This is a genomic window from Oscillatoria sp. FACHB-1406 (genome assembly GCF_014698145.1).
GTDB lineage: Bacteria > Cyanobacteriota > Cyanobacteriia > Cyanobacteriales > Spirulinaceae > FACHB-1406.
Genome location: NZ_JACJSM010000006.1, coordinates 86,034 through 102,024, shown reverse-complemented (window position 1 = coordinate 102,024; position 15,991 = coordinate 86,034). Strand labels below are relative to the sequence as shown.

Sequence of the window (15,991 nt, the reverse complement as noted above, 5' to 3'; positions counted from 1 at the left end):
ACTTTCGGTCAAGGTTGGGGCGGCATTTGATGCGACATTTCTCGAGTCTAAAAGAGATAAAAAAGCTTTGAATGCCCTTAAGAGAGTGAATTGTGTTGCGAAAGATAGCACCGATTGAGTCGATCGCTCATCGATTCCCAATTCCCTATTTTTTATCCACTAACCAATAGGTTAGTAAATTTCCTTTTCCTTTGACAAAAATCTCACCACGTTCCTCAAAGTGAAACTGCTCCGATAACATATCGCGCACGGCTTTTGTTACTTGAATTTGACCCGGTTCGCCCGTCGATTCCATACGCGAGGCAACATTCACTGTATCGCCCCACAGATCGTAAATTGGTTTACTGGTTCCAATCGTCCCGGCGACAACCGGACCTGTATTAATACCGATGCGAAGTTGAAAGTTTTGCGAATTCTTGAAGTTATAGTTATCGAGACAAGTTAGTAAATCGAGCGCGATTTGTGCGATCGCGTTGAGGCTATCAGGATGAGGAAGGGGCAAGCCGCCAACCACCATATAATTATCGCCGAGGGTTTTGATTTTCTCTAAACCATAGGCATGAGTAAGGGCATCAAATTCGGAAAAAATCTCGTTCAGGACGGCAACAATTTTACGGGGTGGGCGCTGGGCTGCAAATTCGGTAAAACCCACGATATCGGCAAACAAAACGCTAGCATTTTCAAAAGAATCGGCGATCGTCGTTTCGCCATTTTGCAAGCGCTCGGCAATCGGTTGGGGCAAAATATTGAGCAACAATTCTTCGGTTTTGGCTTGTTGCCGTTGCAGGGCTTCTTCTGCCTGTTTTCGTCCCAAAAAAGCAGTAAGCTGAGCCATAACCGTATTAACAATCCCGATCGCGCGCTTGGGATCGAAACTGTCCGAACTCAGATAAAATGCAAACACCGCGATCGGCTCGTTGTTGACCAGCGCCGGAACGCCATACCCCACCCTTAAACCCGTTCCGCGCGTAATTTCTCCGTCTTCGTCGCCCTTTATCCATTCCGACTGTTGGTTTTCCCAAATCCTTCCCGGTAAGCCTTCTCCCGGCGCAAGGCTCAAAGACTGACGCTGCTGTTGAAAAGCTTCCAACCGCTTCCCTTCAGAAGAATCATAACTGGCGACCAAATGCAAGTGAGTGCTAGCCGAGTTCGGCATCCAAACCTCAGCATACTCCCAATAAACAAGGCGACAGAGCGATTCCAAAATCGATATAATAGCGCAATGCAAATCCGGCGCTTCATTCAAAGCTTTCGACGCTTCAAATAAAACTCGACTTTCCTGTTCCGAACGCCGTAAGGCCAACTGAAGCCAGCGCAACTTCAACTGATTTTCGACTCGCGCCAACACTTCCACTAACTCAAACGGCTTGGTTACATAGTCGGCTCCTCCAACGCGAAACGCTTTGACTTTATCGGATGTAGCGTCCAAGGCCGAAAGAAACAGCATCGGGATATCTTGGGTACGCCTATCTTCTTTGAGCCGCTGACAAACCTCGTAACCGTCCATCTGCGGCATCTGAATATCCAGTAAAATCAAGTCGGGAGGTTCGGCAAAAGCAGCATTCAATCCAATCGCGCCACTCGGAGCAACGCGAACGTCATACCCCTGCTGCGACAGCATTTGCGTCAACAATTTTAAATTAGCAGGGGTGTCATCAATAACCAGAATTCTCGGTCGGTAATGAACGAATTTGGAGGCGAGCATTTAGTTAGCTTGCGGTTCGATAAGAGAATATAACTGCTGGAACTCACATTGTTCGACGAGCGACAGCAGAGCGCCGCCCAAAGATTTGTGTTCGGGGGGAAGTTCTTCGAGGAGCGCTCGCATTGCCTCAATTTTCCCCAGCAATAAAGCATTGCGGAACTGAGCCATCCATTGGCTTGGCAAAACCGATAAATCTGCCTGCTCGACATCAGAAGCCGACAAAGCCTTGTCGTTAAAGCTTGTTTCATCCTCATAGCGGTAACGAACTCCCAGATATTGTCCGAGGGCTTGGAGAATCTCGACTTCTTGAAACGGTTTGCGAATAAAATCATTACACCCTGCGCTCAAAACTTTCTGGCGGTCTTCTTCAAAAGCAGATGCGGTAATTGCAACAATCGGTGCGGGTTTCAATGAACCCCGAGCCGGTGCAATAGAATTGCTTTCTTTACAATTACAACGCTCTCCGGAAACTGAACGCTGGCTTCGTTCCATCTCGCGAATTTGTCGCGTCGCTTCGTAGCCATCCATCTCCGGCATCTCGATATCCATAAAAATCAAATCGGGCTGCCAATGTTTCCACAAAGCTAGCACTTCCCTGCCGTTGCTGGCTTCTTCCAACTCAAAATCAAACTGTCGAAGAAGCTGCACCAACAATTCTCGATTGGTTGCTCGGTCGTCTGCCACTAATATTTTATAGCGCGGTTGACCGGGTTCGAGCGCGATCGCGCGCTGGGATGGTTCTGACTCCACCTCTCCCATTTCGCTCGCTGTCACCACCTGAAGGGGAAGTTTAAAACTAAAAGTTGTTCCCTGTCCCAGTTGAGAGCGAACGTCAATCGTACCGCCAAGTAACTCGACCAAGCGCCGACTGAGCGCTAGTCCCAAGCCCGTTCCTTCTTGATAGCGCCCCTCCGTCCCTGCTTGGAAGAACGCTTCAAAAAGTCTTCCGATTTCACTCTCGTCAATGCCGATTCCCGTATCGCTAACCGCAAAATTCAGGACAACCGTTGCTGCTTTCTGCTCCACGCACGTCACTTCTAACGTAACACTACCTGCTGGCGTAAACTTGAGGGCATTACCAATCAAATTCACTAAAATCTGACGCAACTTACCCGCATCCGTGTTGACGAACTGAGGAACGTTATCAGCCCGCCGGATCGACCAATCTAAGCTACTCCGTTGCGCTCGCAGGGCAAAAAGCGTATGAATGTCGTTCAGGAAGCCGTAGAGATCGAAATCAAAGTCATGACGGGTCATGCGTCCCGCTTCGATTTTTGAGAGATCGAGAATGTGATTGATTAACTCGAGAAGGTGTTCGCCGCTGCGGTTGATGGTGGCGAGATTCGCTTGCTGCTGGAGCGTGAGATTGGTGTCGTGGGCGAGGAGTTCCGAGAAGCCTAGAATAGCGTTTAAGGGCGTGCGCAACTCGTGACTCATATTGGCGAGGAAGGTACTTTTCGCTTGGTTGGCTACCCGCGCTTGATGGTAGAGTTGGGACTGTTGGAGCGCGATCGCGAGTTGTTCGGATAGCTGACGCAGTAACTCCACCTCCTGAGTCTGCCACTGCCGTGGGGAAATGCAATGGTGAGCGATGAGCAATCCCCATAGTTCGTCTTGTTGCAGGATCGGCACGACCAAATTAGCTTTCACCTGAAGGCTAACGAGCAAGTCGCGGTGGCAAGGACGAATTAAACCCGCATCGACATCTTCAATGGTGGAGATGCGTCCCCGTTGATATTCTGTATGCCAGCGGCCGGTAAAACAGGGATCGTTAATGGTGCGCTGGAGGATGGACATTGCTTCGTCGCTGACCGATTCAGCAACAACGCGACCGCTCTTATCGGCATCGAAGCGATAGAGGAGGACGCGATCTGTTTTCAGGTAAGCGCGTACCTCTTCAACGCTCGTCCGCAAGATTTCCTGAAGATTTAAACTTCGGCGAATGCGCTGGCTCATTTTCAGGAAAAGTTGCTGGCGTTGCGCTTGCTGCTGCAAGTCTTGCTCTGCTTGTTTGCGATCGCTAATATCGATGCTCGTTCCGATGATGCGATAAATGCGTCCGTTCTCGTCTTTTAAGGGCGCGAGCGCCGTTAACCACCAGTTGTTTCTGCCTTTGAGGGACAAACATTCTTCATAGCTAATGCGTTTTCCCGCTTCGAGGCAGGTGCGGTAACGCTCGCTCACGGCTCGCGCTACCGCAGGCGACAGACATTCTTCCGGACTTTTTCCCTCCAAATCCACGGATTTGAGACCCGTCAGTCGTTCGTGAGTCGCATTGAGTCCTCTAAAACAAAAACTGCCCTCTCCTTTTACATCGATAATGAAAATACCGACCTCGGCTCCTTGATAAATGCTGTTGAGAAATACTTCGCGTTCCCGCAATTTCGTCTCTGCTTTCTTACGAGCGGTGATATCTTGAATTTGCGAGAGCGTGTAGCAGGGTTTGCCGTTGCTATCGCGAATCACCGAACGGCTGAGCAAGCCCCAAATAATACTTCCGTCTTTATGGATGTAACGTTTTTCGAGGGAATAGTGAGAGATTGTTCCGAATAATAATTTATCGAACAGAGAACGACCGGCAGCGAAATCGTCGGTATGACAAAGTTCGGAAAAGCTCATCCGGATGAGTTCGTCTTCGGCGTAACCAAAAGTGCGACTCATGGCGGCATTAACTTGCAGCAGTCTGCCTTGCGGATCTGCCAAACACATGGCTACGGCAGCGAGGTCGAAGGAACTGCGGAAGCGCGCTTCGCTTTGTCGCAAAAATAACTGCGCCCGTTCCAGTTTGCGCAAGGTTTGTTGGCGTTCTACCCCTTCGATTTGCAGCTTTTTGGTCGTCGTTTGCAGTTCTTCGGTGCGTTCGGTAACTTGTCTTTCGAGAGTTTGATTGTACTCGGCTAAGATTTCTTCTGCCTGCTTGCGATCGCGAACCGATTCGCAAAACCAGATCGAGCCGCCAATCTCGCCGGAGTAATCGTGCCAAGGACAGATTTCGTAACGCAACCAGTCCTCCTGGCCATTTTCCCACACGACGTTTTCTTCTTTAACTTTCAACGTTTCCCCCTGTAACACCTTTTGGTGTTCGAGGTGCCAGCGCTCGACTGGGCCGATTTTGTCGAAGGGATAATCGCGCTGCCAGCGTTGGCTGTGGGCAATGTAGTGCATTTCGCGATCGAGCATGGCTACCGCCATCGGAACGCGATCGATAAATAAGCGAAACTTCGATTCGCTCTCGCGCAGCGCTATTTCAGCCTGTTTGCGCTCTTCGATTTGTGCTTGCAGTTCTAGGTTGAGCGCTTCGAGTTCGGCGGGGGAACGCAGGGCTAAAAATTGGGGCAGCAAGCCTGCCATTTCTACTGCTGTGTAGCAGGAGACAAAGGCGGTGAGGGCTTGTTCGATGCCCGATAGCCAGTAAGCGGGATGCCATAGCGTCCAAACCTCTAGCGTATGCCCTACGCCGCAGAGAATAATAAAAGCTGCAAATAGGACAAAAATGCGCGAAAATTCAATTTGTTTTTGGCGCACAAAATAGAGGAGCATCGCCGGGATGGAAAAATACGCGATCGCGATGAGGATATCGCTAGCCAGATGCAGTCCTACCAAAGGAGTCTGCCATAAATAGCAGTTCCCATGCGGCATATACTGTCTGGGAGAAAAAATTGTCTCGAAGAAATTCAACATCATGGCTATCACTACATCGTTGACCAGTTATTACTACTTGTCTGCTATCAAGTAGTTAGGAATACTGAGGAATTTAATTCTATCTAGAGGGGCAATGAAGCTTCTTTATAAGACACGGCATTAACTGCTATTTTAGACCCAATCAATTTGAGAAATCCCGCTCGAACAGCACCGAGAAAATTAAATCAGGTCGGCAATCGCATTGAGAGTCAATCCGTTCTGCTTCAATAAGCAATTATTCCTATTGACCATAGTACCAATACATTAAGTAATGACTTTTGTTCAACTACCCTACGGTATATTTTTACCACTCGCGATCGCACTTTACTGGTTCCTCGGCAAACGCCCATTAGCAACCCCCCATACTTCTTCCTCCCGCAAAGTTGGAGAGACGGCTGCCGCCGTTTCGCGCGCGCGATTGTGGGTATTATTACTTACCAGTCTCGGCTTTTACTTTTTCGCCTTAATCGGCCAGCCCGAACAAAAACTAACGCTTTCCCTGGTTATCTTCCATCTTGTGCTGTTGCTATTAATGGCGACCATGAACTATCGGATCGCGATCGCAATGGAACAGCGCAGCAAAGGCAGCGCCAAACTTCAGTACGCTCGCCTCGACAATCGCGATTGGGATATCCTGCAAAGCATTTGGAACCAGCGCGCGACCCAACTTCTCATTTCAGGGATTATCGCGAACGTCTTGCTCTTAGTCGGCTTTAAATATATTCCCTTTCTCCTCAATTCGATCGGACTGCGCGAGAGTGCCAATTGGGTCAGCGATCGCTTAATTCCCCCCCTCGGTCTTTCCTTCTTTACCTTCGAGTGCATCGCCTATCTCGTCGATGTTCATCGCGGTGCGCCCCCCATCCGCGATTGGCTGCAATTTTCCAGCTACAAACTCTTTTTCCCCAAACTCATCGCCGGCCCCATTACTCGCGCTCACGCTTTCATCGCCCAATGGCCGCAACAGCAATTTCCCACCCCCCATCGTCTGGCGGAAGCCTTATGGCTAATTGCTTGCGGTGCAGCCAAAAAAGCCTTAATTGCCGATAATCTAGGGATTTTCGTGGATTTATGCTTCGGCAATCTCGAACGCGCCGGTAGCGGCGACCTCTGGCTGGCAACCTTTGCCTACGGCTTACAACTCTACCTCGATTTCTCCGGCTACGTCGATATGGCTCGCGGAAGCGCGATTTTGCTCGGCTTTAGCCTCCCTGAAAACTTCAACGCGCCCTACTTCAGTACCAGCATTGCCGATTTTTGGCGGCGCTGGCACATGACGCTAGGCGATTGGTTGCGCAACTATCTTTACTTTCCCCTCGGCGGTTCTCGTCAAGGATTAGCGCGCACCTGTCTCAACCTCTTCCTGATTATGCTCATTGCCGGGATTTGGCACGGTGCGGCCTGGGGTTACGTGGTTTGGGGTATTCTTCACGGTTTGGCTTTAGTCGTTCACCGGCTGAGCGAAGCTTGGAGCCGCAAGGATGCTAGCATTGCTGCTTTTTGGAGTAGTATTCCCGGTATACTGCTGGCTTGGCTGTTGACGCAAGCAATGGTCTTTTTATCTTGGATTTTCTTCCGTCTCCCCAGTCTCGATCGCGCCCTTCTCGTTTGGCAGCGTTTTTGGAACGCTTCTGGCGACGCGCAGTTTGCCTATAAAGTCTATGAGGAAACTTTACACCTCCAGCGCGCTCAATTCGCTTGGCTTGTCGCTGCGATCGCCCTGTTAATGACCGCAATCTACACTCTACGTCGCGGGCTGGGGTTACAATTGAGTTGGAACGTTAAGATTGTCCTCGTTCCTCTGTGTTTGTTCTGCGTTTGGCTGTTCGCACCGGAAGGCGGCTTGCAGTATATCTATTTCGACTTTTAAGTTAAAGCTGGGTTTAACGTTACTGCCGTCGCCAATTTTTGATATCCCAAGTATTAGCATCCCACGGCGTAGGGTTTAATCCTTGTAAGCGAACGCTGACCCCATTCGTATTGGCTCGATTGACAATCGGAATGACTGCTGCATCTTTTGAGAGTAACTCGTCCATTTGTTTAAAGAGTGCAGTCCGTTTTTTAGGGTCGAGTTCCTGACGCGATCGCTGCCAGAGCTTATCGTATTCCGGGTTGCAATAACGCGCATAATTAGGCTTTTGCCAATTATTTTCCTTCTGGGCTGCTTCGTCGCACGTCCACCATTTCATATAGAGACCTGGATCGGGATTCTCATTCCCGGATGTTAACATTTCTAAATCTGCATAAAAGCTATTTACCGTTTCTGTATTAGCCGGATCGCCCGAAAAGAAAATCTCCGGATCGACGGTTTTTAATTGAACGCCTACTCCTATTTTTTGGAGCGATTTTTTAACGATTTCTTGTGTCTTTTGACGAACTGGATTGGCAGAAGTTTGAAACAAAACCTTAAGTTCTATTCCATTCTTCTCCCGAACATTATCATTATTTGTATCTTTCCAGCCTCCCTCATCTAACACTTTATTTGCTTTGGTTAAATTGTATTCATAAGCAATCTTATCGGATTTAAAAGTAGCAGGCTCGACCAAAAGTTGTCCGACTTTCTGACCCGCCGTTCCGTAAAGCTGAGTTGCGATCGTTCCTCGGTCGATCGCGAGTTTAAACGCCTGACGAACGGGCAAATCTACGAAAAAAGGGTGGGGAAATTCTACGCTCGATTTTTCACCGCTATTAGCAATTTTATTCGGATCGGTAAAGTTAAAAAGAATGCGCTCGATCTGAGACCCAAAAATAGTCATGACTTTTCCTTTTCCCGCCGCTTCCAAGTCTTTTAAAATCAACGCTTCTACTTGGAGATTGTAAGCAAAATCGACATCCCCAAATTGCAACACCGCTCTTGCCGCCGCTCGCGCATCGCCACCCCCTTTTAATTCAACTCGCTTAAACAAATTGTTAGTTCCTTCTCGAAAAAAAGGGTTCGGCTCGAATACAATAATATCTCCTGCCTTAAAACTAATAACCCGATAAGGTCCCGTTCCCACCGGCTCGAAGTTTGCAGGCGCTTCTCGTGCAGTTTTACCCTGATAAGCTTTAAAAATATGTTTGGGTAGGATCGCCCCACTCTGTCCGGTAAAAGGAATCGCCCAACTCGGCGTTACTTCTTTGAATTTGATTCTAATGACGTACTCATCTAGCGCTTCAACCGTTTGAATATTAGCGTAATTCTCGCTCGATGAAGCAGCAACATTGGGATTAGAAATATACTGGTAAGTAAAGACGACATCCGCCGCCATAAAAGGTTCTCCATCCGACCATTTAATATCTTTCCTCAGCTTCCAAATGACAGACTTTCCATCTTTAGCAATTCCGCCATTTTCTACGGTGGGAATTTCAGCCGCTAGGAAAGGAATTAACTGACCGTCTTTATCGTAGCTGGCGAGAGGTTCGTAAGAGAGTCGCGCGCCTTCGTAGTCCTTAAAACCGGAAGCGAGGTGCGGGTTGAGAATGGTGGGGGCTTGCCAGTAGAGTAGCCTTAAGATACCGTCGTCAGCAGGCGTTGGGGAAGCGATGGGTGGCGGCGGGGTGGGAGTTTGTGGAGTACAAGCCGCAACGGAGGAGATGAAGAGGAACGAGAGAACGGCAAGGAAAAGATAGAAGCGCCCGATTTTGCGCTTTAAAAGTCGCAGGAGGGAAAATTTGCGCGATATTAGCCCGTCAAAGAGGGGGTTGAGAGAGGGGATAGCGCTGGCGAAGCGATGCTGTGGTGTGGCGCTAAAACCAAAAAGGGGAGCGGTCAAGGTTTTCCTCCTCAAAGGACGTGCATCGCCCTATTTTACCGTGCAATTCGACGTTAGCCCCAGCGTCTAGCCCGTGGAAGACGAGGGAGAAATGTTATAACCGGATACAGATAAACTAAACTTTGATTTAACTGGCTATGAAAGTTAGATTGCCTGCACATTGGTTAGCAATAGCGTTTCCTGCTTTCAAACGGAGTTTATCTTTCATGCTCTGGAATTCGTTTTTAGCCTATATTCCTCTCGCACTGAGTATTTGGCTATTTCGATTGCGCCAACCTCGTTCTGTGTTGTGGTGGTTGGGATTCGTGGTTTTTGTGGCGTTTTTGCCGAATGCACCTTACGTGCTGACGGATATCATTCACTTAGTTGATATCATTCGCGATGGTTATCCGTTATGGGTGGTAACGTTGGTGTTAATTCCGCAATATATTTTGTTTATTGGGGCGGGGTTTGAAGCTTATGTCCTTTCGATTATTAATTTGGGCTACTATTTGCACCGACACAAACTGGGGCAATGGACTTTGCTGGTTGAATTGAGTTTGCACGCTCTGTCTGCGCTCGGAATTTATTTGGGACGATTTAAGCGGTTTAATAGTTGGGATATTGTTACGAAACCCAAGGTTTTGGCTAAAACAACAATCGAGCATTTAGCGGATAAAGAACCTTTACTGGTGATGTTTCTAACCTTTATCATCCTCACGATTTTGTATTGGATAATGAAACAAATTACTTTAAGCTTGATTTTTCGCTGGCGCTACCGAAAAACATTGCAAGCCCAGATGGCAGAAGAGTTGGTTTAGTTCGGGTGGGGGAGAATGGAGTTCTCAAAAGATTTTGAAGCTGCCAACGTTTGGGGAGGAAGGGTGCTAAAAGGTTTAAAAGGTTCAACAGTTGTGCGAGTTGTTGCCATTGGCGCTGAAGTTGTTGAGAGCGTTCTTTAAGCTGGCGACTTTTGTGTTGGTACTGCAAAATAAATTCTGGGGCGCGGACGAGAAAGGGACGGGCATTGTTTTCAGCACAAGTGAGGATATCTGCCAAACAAGCGATCGCGCGCCGCCATTTTTGCAGTTTCCAAGCGATATAAAAATTGAACAATGCGAGGATGAGATTCGCGATCGCTACTAAGACTAGCATTGCCCCTCAACTTGGCCCACAAACAAAACGCTCGAAACGGCGAACAAAAGAGCATTCTACCATTTTTCTCAAATTCAGGGGTCGAGCCTGACTCTTTCGGGAATTAACGTTATCCCTGCTGCAATATTCTTTTAAACTCCGATTCGCCAGCTTCTTGCAACTGGGATTGGAACCGGCGCAATAGAAAATATAAGAGGGCGAGTTGAGCGAGGGAAATTGCTAAGAGGAGGGGGGTAGGAGTGAAGAAAGCCCCGATGAAGGGAAGGGGCGAAAATAGCCAGAGAACGGCACTGCCTTCAATGCCAAGTCCAAATAGAGTAATTAAGGGCAAGGGAGTTAGTCCGAGCGAGATCGCTAGCAACAGTTTACTGGCGTTCTGCATGGGATTTCGCGACTGAAAAATAATACTTTGAATCAGGGTTGCATAGATGGAAAAGACGATCGCGGTGATGAAGAAAGTCAGCGCCAGATGCAACGGAGTTAAGGGTTGCTGGTTGGGGCTACTGGCGTTTTCAACAGCGGGAGAATGGAGGAAAAAAACGCACCACGGCAGCCAAATTGCCGCCATCAAGAGTATATGAACCGCGATCGCACCCAGAGCGGGACTTTTCTCCTCTAGGAACAAATCTCGCCACAATTCCCGTTTTTCTGGTTCCCGAACGTGACGGTAACGCGCCCAATCGATTAAGGTTTTTCGGGAAGGAGAAAGCGCGGCTGCCATTACCAAAAGCGTCATCGGTACGATCGCAATTAAAGCCAATAAAGAAAAGAAACTTTCAATTCTCCCCCCAGCATTATTCACTAACACATCCGGTAGCGCAAACCCCAGCAACCAGAAGTGCGTACCGCCGACAATCCAATAACTTTGAGCCTTGCTAATCAAAGTCGGGTTGGGATGGCGGAAACTGCGATTGGCGATTTGCCAACTCCAGAGATTGAGGGCAAATAGCGTTCCAAGCAGCCAGGGATAGGCGAAGCGTTCGGGAAGAAAAAACCAATTCCAGCCCGTACTCTCGAAAGCGGGGTAGAACATCCAATCCGGACGCAGAAGAACGGCGGTTGCCATTGATGCCGTTATTAAAGCTAGCAAACTGCTAGCAGCGGGTAGAAGCTTGATATCTTTAAGGTTTCCCTCTGAACCTAACAAGGCGAACAACATCGCTACGATGTAATAAATGCCGCTCAGACCCACCCAAACGGGATATACCCCAAAAAGTGCAAAAAATGCTCTCCCGGCTGGCAAACCCGCGATTAAGCTCGCTGCTGCGAGGAAATGCAACGGCAAGATGAGGGCGATACCGAGGTAAAGAAGGATGGGAACGCCGAGGAGTTTGCCTAGTAAAATGCTTTCGCTCGGTTGCGGGGAAAGGCGGACAAAGTTGAGGGTTCCGCGCAGTTGTTCCCGACAGAGATCGCTCGAGAGCAGATAAACGCCGATCGCGATCGCGAAGATAGGCAATACCCAGTTTAAACTCCGGTAAAGCGATACCCATTCAACGCTCCAAATCCCAGAGCGATCGGAGCTATTCTTTAAAATCAGCAGGGCTTGAAAGAGGAGAGAGATAAGAACGGTGACAAGGACATTGCGCCTTGTCAGTTTGCCTTTAATCTCCCGATAGAATTGCGGGTTCGATTCGCCAATGTACTCTAGCAGTGTGAGACTCATGATTGCGATCGCTCTTCAACAACGAAAAACTGTTTTTTCGACTCCGATTCGCCCGCCCGTTGCAGTTGACGTTGGAACTGGCGAACCAGTAACGCCAGAATTGTCAGTTGCCCGAAGAAAACAGCGAATAGGCTGAAAGCAGAGCAATAGACTGCACCGATAAAGGGAACCGGAGAAAATAGCCACAAAACGGGGAATTGGGCGGGAGAAATTTGGAACAGACTCACAATCATGGAAGGAACAATCATCGCGCCGTACCAACCGAGCAGAATACTTCCCTCGTGTTTCCTATTTTTGGCGTGAAAGCGGATTTCTTGGCAGAGGGTGGCATAGATAAAAAATACGGTTGCAGTGATACACAAGCTGAGAATGAAGCGTAAAGCCGTCGGTGGGAGAGCATCTATTTGCTCGAGCGGGCTAGATAAGGAAGGAGAATGAATGAATCGAACGAGCCAGGGCAGCCAGATAACGGCGATAATGGCAAGATGGAGGGCGATCGCGCCGAGGGACGGGCTTTTTTCCCCGAGGAGTAAATCGCGCAGCAGCGTGCGTTTATGGGCGGTTTCCCAATGACGGTAGCGCGCCCAGTCGAGTAAGGTTTGACGAGTTGGCGATAAGAGTGCTGCCATTAACAGAATCGTAATTGGCGCGATCGCGAACAGAGATAAGGTTCCCATCGAACCCGCAGAACCGCTTTCTACGCCAATATCGGGCAATGCGAATCCTAATAGCCAGACGTTGGTGCAGCCGACAATCCAATAACTTTGAGCCTTACTCACTGAAGTCTGATTGGGATTGCTAAAACGGCGATTGATAATCTGCCACATCCAGAGGTTGAGGGCGAACAGCGTACCGAGTATCCAGGGATAAGCGAAACTTTCCGGGAGGAAAAACCAATTCCAACTCATTCCTCCCGAATTGTCGTAGTACATCCAATAGAAACGCGCGCTCGCCCCCATCGCCACCGGTGCGGTTATCAGGGCTATTAGACTGCTGGCGGCGGGGATAAATTTTTGCTCTCCGGTTTGATTCACCAACATCAATAACGCGGCTAAGCTGTAATAAAGACTGCTCAGACCCACCCAAATGGGATAAATGCCAAAAAGCACAAAAAATGCTTTACCGACGGGCAAATCCGCGATTAAGCTCGCTCCGGCTCGGAGATGTAGCGGTAGGATGAGGGCGATACCGAGGTAAAGGAGAATCGGAACGCCGAGGAATTTTCCGAGTAAAATTGTTTCGCTCGGTTGAGGGGAAAGGCGAACAAAGTTAAGCGTGCCGCGCGCTTGTTCCCGATTGAGATCGCTCGAGAGCAGGTAAACGCCGATCGCGATCGCGAAGATGGGCAGCACCCAATTTAAAACCTGGAAAATCGCTTCCCATTGCACCTCTCGAACGCCGTTGCGATTGGAGAGATTGGGCAGAATCAGAAGGGATTGAAATAAGCAGGACAGGATAACGGTCAAAATAATGTTACGCTGTGTCAGTTTTCCTTTGAGTTCTCGATAAAGTTGTGGGTTCCAATCGCCAATCCGGTCGAGTTTTTCTACATTCATTGTTCGTTTACCTTGAAATTAAGATAGCTAAGGCTTGCTGAATAATTGACAATTGATAACGTTCGTACAAATTCATTGCATTATCGGTAATTTTTTGCGTTCCGTAACGTACAGTCTTCGCCAAACGCCCGAGCTTCCGTGGAGTGGGAGCGCCTACCTCGCTTAAGTTCAGTGTTATTTTAGCTTAAATAACTGAAGATCGTTAGCCAAGGCATCCAGAGGACTAAAACAATAATTATATTAAACTTAAGCGCTAAAAGATCGAGTCCGCCCGTTTGTAATTCTTGTCGAGCAGCGATAAAATCTTTCAGATCTGCGCCCTCTCCTTCAACCTGTTCTGTAGGAACTAACAACACATAAAGAAAAGCAAGGTGAACAATAGGAATTGCTAGCAGGTAAATTGCCCAAGCTAGTCTGCCGCCGTAAGGCGAGTTTTGCAGGAGTTCTGGAAACGCAAACCCCAAGAACCAAAGGTGCGTACAGCCAACAATCTGGTAATGCTGAAGCTCTGTAATTAAGCTCGTGTTAGGATTGCAGAAACCGCGATTCGTCGCCTTCCAAATTAAAAAGTTAATCGCGAATAGCGTTGCCAAGAGCCAGGGGTAGGCAAAGCTTTCAGGTAGAAAAAACCAATTCCAAACACCGCCAGGAGAAGCAGAGTAGAACTGCGGGAAGAAGTTCGCAATTAGTAAGAGTGCGATCGGCGTTGCGATTAACGCACCTCCACTGCTGAAGAAGGGGAGTGCTTTGAAGGGTTGTTTGCGATCGGGTGTCAAAGCTATCAATAATGCTAGATTATACAAAATGCTGACAATCCCGACCCAAACCAGATAAACTTTCGCCAAGGAAAGTAAGATTTCTCCAATTGATAAATCCTCGATCGCGATTAAGGCTGCTTTGCAATGGAGGGGAAAAGCAAGCGCGATCGCGAAATACAGGAGGAGAGGAACGCCGATAAATTTTCCCAGCAAAATACTTTCGCTAGGTTGGGGTGAAAGGCGCAAAAAGTTGAGAGTACCGCGATATTTTTCTCGGCAGAGATCGCGCGATAGCTGATAAACGCCGATCGCGCTTGCGCCCATCGGCAGCCACCAGTTTAAACCGTAAAAAACCTCCCGCCACTCCACTTCAATTCCATCAAGAGTGTGGGTTTTAGCCCAAACTAGCCACGCTTGGAATAAAAAGGCAAGGCTCACCGTAGCGATATTTCTTAATTTTAGTTTCCCTTTTATTTCCCGATAAAGCTGCGGGTTCCAGTCGCCAACCCGATCTAAAAGTTCGGTTTTCATTCATTGTGCCTCTATCGCTAAAAATTAACCGACTCAAGGATTCATGATTAAGAAGCTTGTTTGTGTCCCAATTTTAAGAAAATACTTTCTAAATCTTCTTGAGTGCTGTGGAATTCAGCGACGGGAATTCCTGCGGTAACGAGGGATCTAAGGAGTTCGGCGCTATCTTCAGTCGTGCCGGAAAAGTTAACTCGATAGCCGTGTTTTTCGGGTACGGTTTCCCAATCTTGCACGAAGGGACAGTTCTTTAATTCTGACTGTAATGCCTCCATCGAGCCTAACGTTGAAATTAAGATTTGTTGCCGTGCGAGGCGGGCATATAATTCTTTGAGGGAGGTACTTTCCACTAAAAAGCCCATTTCCATGATGCCGACAGAACTGCACAGTTCGGCTAAGTCGCTGAGGACATGGGAGGAGATTAAAATCGTCATTCCCGCTTCTTGGAGGACTTTGATAATTTCTCGGAATTGCATCCGCGCGATCGGATCCAAACCGGAAACGGGTTCATCGAGTAGGAGTAAAATCGGTTCGTGGATAATCGTGCGCGCCAAACTAAGCCGCTGTTTCATCCCCCGCGAAAGGGTAGAAATGAGGCTATTGCGCTTGTTGGTGAGTTGCACCAATTCGAGAACGTCGTAGATACGCTGGCGGCGTTTGGGTTGTCGGAGGCGGTACAAGCGGGCGAAGTAGTCGAGGTAATCCCAAACGTTCAAGTCGTCGTAGAGGGGATAATCGTCGGGGAGATAACCGAGACGTTGCTTGAGTCTGGGGTTGCTGTCGTCGCGCAGGAGGCGATCGCCGTTAATATAGATTTCACCAACAGTGGGTTCTTCTGCGGCGGCTAACATCCGAATCAGGGTCGTTTTACCCGCGCCATTCGGCCCAATTAAACCATAGACTTCGCCGCACTCGATTTGTAGATCGATTTCGTTAACCGCAACATGGCGCTCGAATTGCTTGGTGAGTCCGCGCGTGAGAATTGCTAATTCTTTATTCATCGGAAATACTTCTTAATGAAACAGTAAAGGCGCAATGCTTGTGCTTTCAACCGATCGCAAGGCGCAATAACCGAACGATTATCGCTAGCTTAACCTTTATCTTCAGGCGCTCGTTGGGCGATTACCGAAATTGAAACGAAAAATTTTAATCTCACTATTCACCATTCCCCATTCATAATTCATCACTCATAATTCATAATTCACCCC

General features: G+C 48.4%; 10 protein-coding genes. 2 read left to right on the top strand and 8 right to left on the bottom strand.

Features of this window, described 5'->3' with window-relative positions; genetic code table 11:
* Positions 1–145: 145 nt before the first annotated feature.
* Both H6G50_RS08620 and H6G50_RS08615 read right to left on the bottom strand, forming a co-directional pair.
* Entirely contained in the window at positions 146–1,705 is a 1,560-nt protein-coding gene (locus H6G50_RS08620; RefSeq protein WP_190715225.1) for an adenylate/guanylate cyclase domain-containing protein, read from the bottom strand.
* Positions 1,706–5,389 carry a PAS domain S-box protein gene (locus H6G50_RS08615; RefSeq protein WP_190715224.1) on the bottom strand — a complete coding sequence of 1,228 codons (3,684 nt, stop codon included), beginning with the start codon at positions 5,387–5,389 and terminating at the stop codon, positions 1,706–1,708.
* Between the two features lie 268 nt (positions 5,390–5,657).
* On the opposite strand from H6G50_RS08615, the gene H6G50_RS08610 reads away from it, so the two are divergent.
* Positions 5,658–7,256: an MBOAT family protein gene (locus tag H6G50_RS08610; protein WP_190715221.1), complete on the top strand. Its 1,599-nt coding sequence runs from the start codon at positions 5,658–5,660 to the stop codon at positions 7,254–7,256.
* A gap of 19 nt (positions 7,257–7,275) precedes the next feature.
* Here H6G50_RS08610 and H6G50_RS08605 read toward each other — a convergent pair whose 3' ends face one another.
* A complete protein-coding gene (locus tag H6G50_RS08605; RefSeq protein ID WP_242032759.1) occupies positions 7,276–9,141 on the bottom strand; it encodes a peptide ABC transporter substrate-binding protein in 1,866 nt (621 codons plus the stop codon).
* Positions 9,142–9,347: 206 nt separating this feature from the next.
* Here H6G50_RS08605 and H6G50_RS08600 point away from each other — a divergent pair, with 206 nt between their 5' ends.
* Positions 9,348–9,941 carry a DUF1361 domain-containing protein gene (locus H6G50_RS08600; protein ID WP_242032758.1) on the top strand — a complete coding sequence of 198 codons (594 nt, stop codon included), beginning with the start codon at positions 9,348–9,350 and terminating at the stop codon, positions 9,939–9,941.
* Here H6G50_RS08600 and H6G50_RS08595 read toward each other — a convergent pair.
* The 5 genes from H6G50_RS08595 to H6G50_RS08575 form a co-directional block, all read right to left on the bottom strand.
* Complete coding sequence (locus H6G50_RS08595) at positions 9,868–10,275, bottom strand: hypothetical protein (protein WP_190715217.1); 408 nt, start codon at positions 10,273–10,275, stop codon at positions 9,868–9,870. The two genes, H6G50_RS08600 and H6G50_RS08595, sit on opposite strands and share 74 nt — an antisense overlap.
* A gap of 109 nt (positions 10,276–10,384) precedes the next feature.
* Complete coding sequence (locus H6G50_RS08590) at positions 10,385–11,941, bottom strand: ABC transporter permease (RefSeq protein ID WP_190715215.1); 1,557 nt, start codon at positions 11,939–11,941, stop codon at positions 10,385–10,387.
* Positions 11,938–13,497: a hypothetical protein gene (locus tag H6G50_RS08585; RefSeq protein WP_190715213.1), complete on the bottom strand. Its 1,560-nt coding sequence runs from the start codon at positions 13,495–13,497 to the stop codon at positions 11,938–11,940. Before H6G50_RS08585 ends, H6G50_RS08590 begins: the two co-directional genes overlap by 4 nt.
* A gap of 179 nt (positions 13,498–13,676) precedes the next feature.
* Positions 13,677–14,786 carry a hypothetical protein gene (locus H6G50_RS08580; protein WP_190715211.1) on the bottom strand — a complete coding sequence of 370 codons (1,110 nt, stop codon included), beginning with the start codon at positions 14,784–14,786 and terminating at the stop codon, positions 13,677–13,679.
* A gap of 47 nt (positions 14,787–14,833) precedes the next feature.
* Positions 14,834–15,784 (bottom strand): ABC transporter ATP-binding protein, encoded by a 951-nt coding sequence (locus tag H6G50_RS08575; RefSeq protein WP_190715210.1) that lies wholly within the window; start codon positions 15,782–15,784, stop codon positions 14,834–14,836.
* Positions 15,785–15,991: the final 207 nt, after the last annotated feature.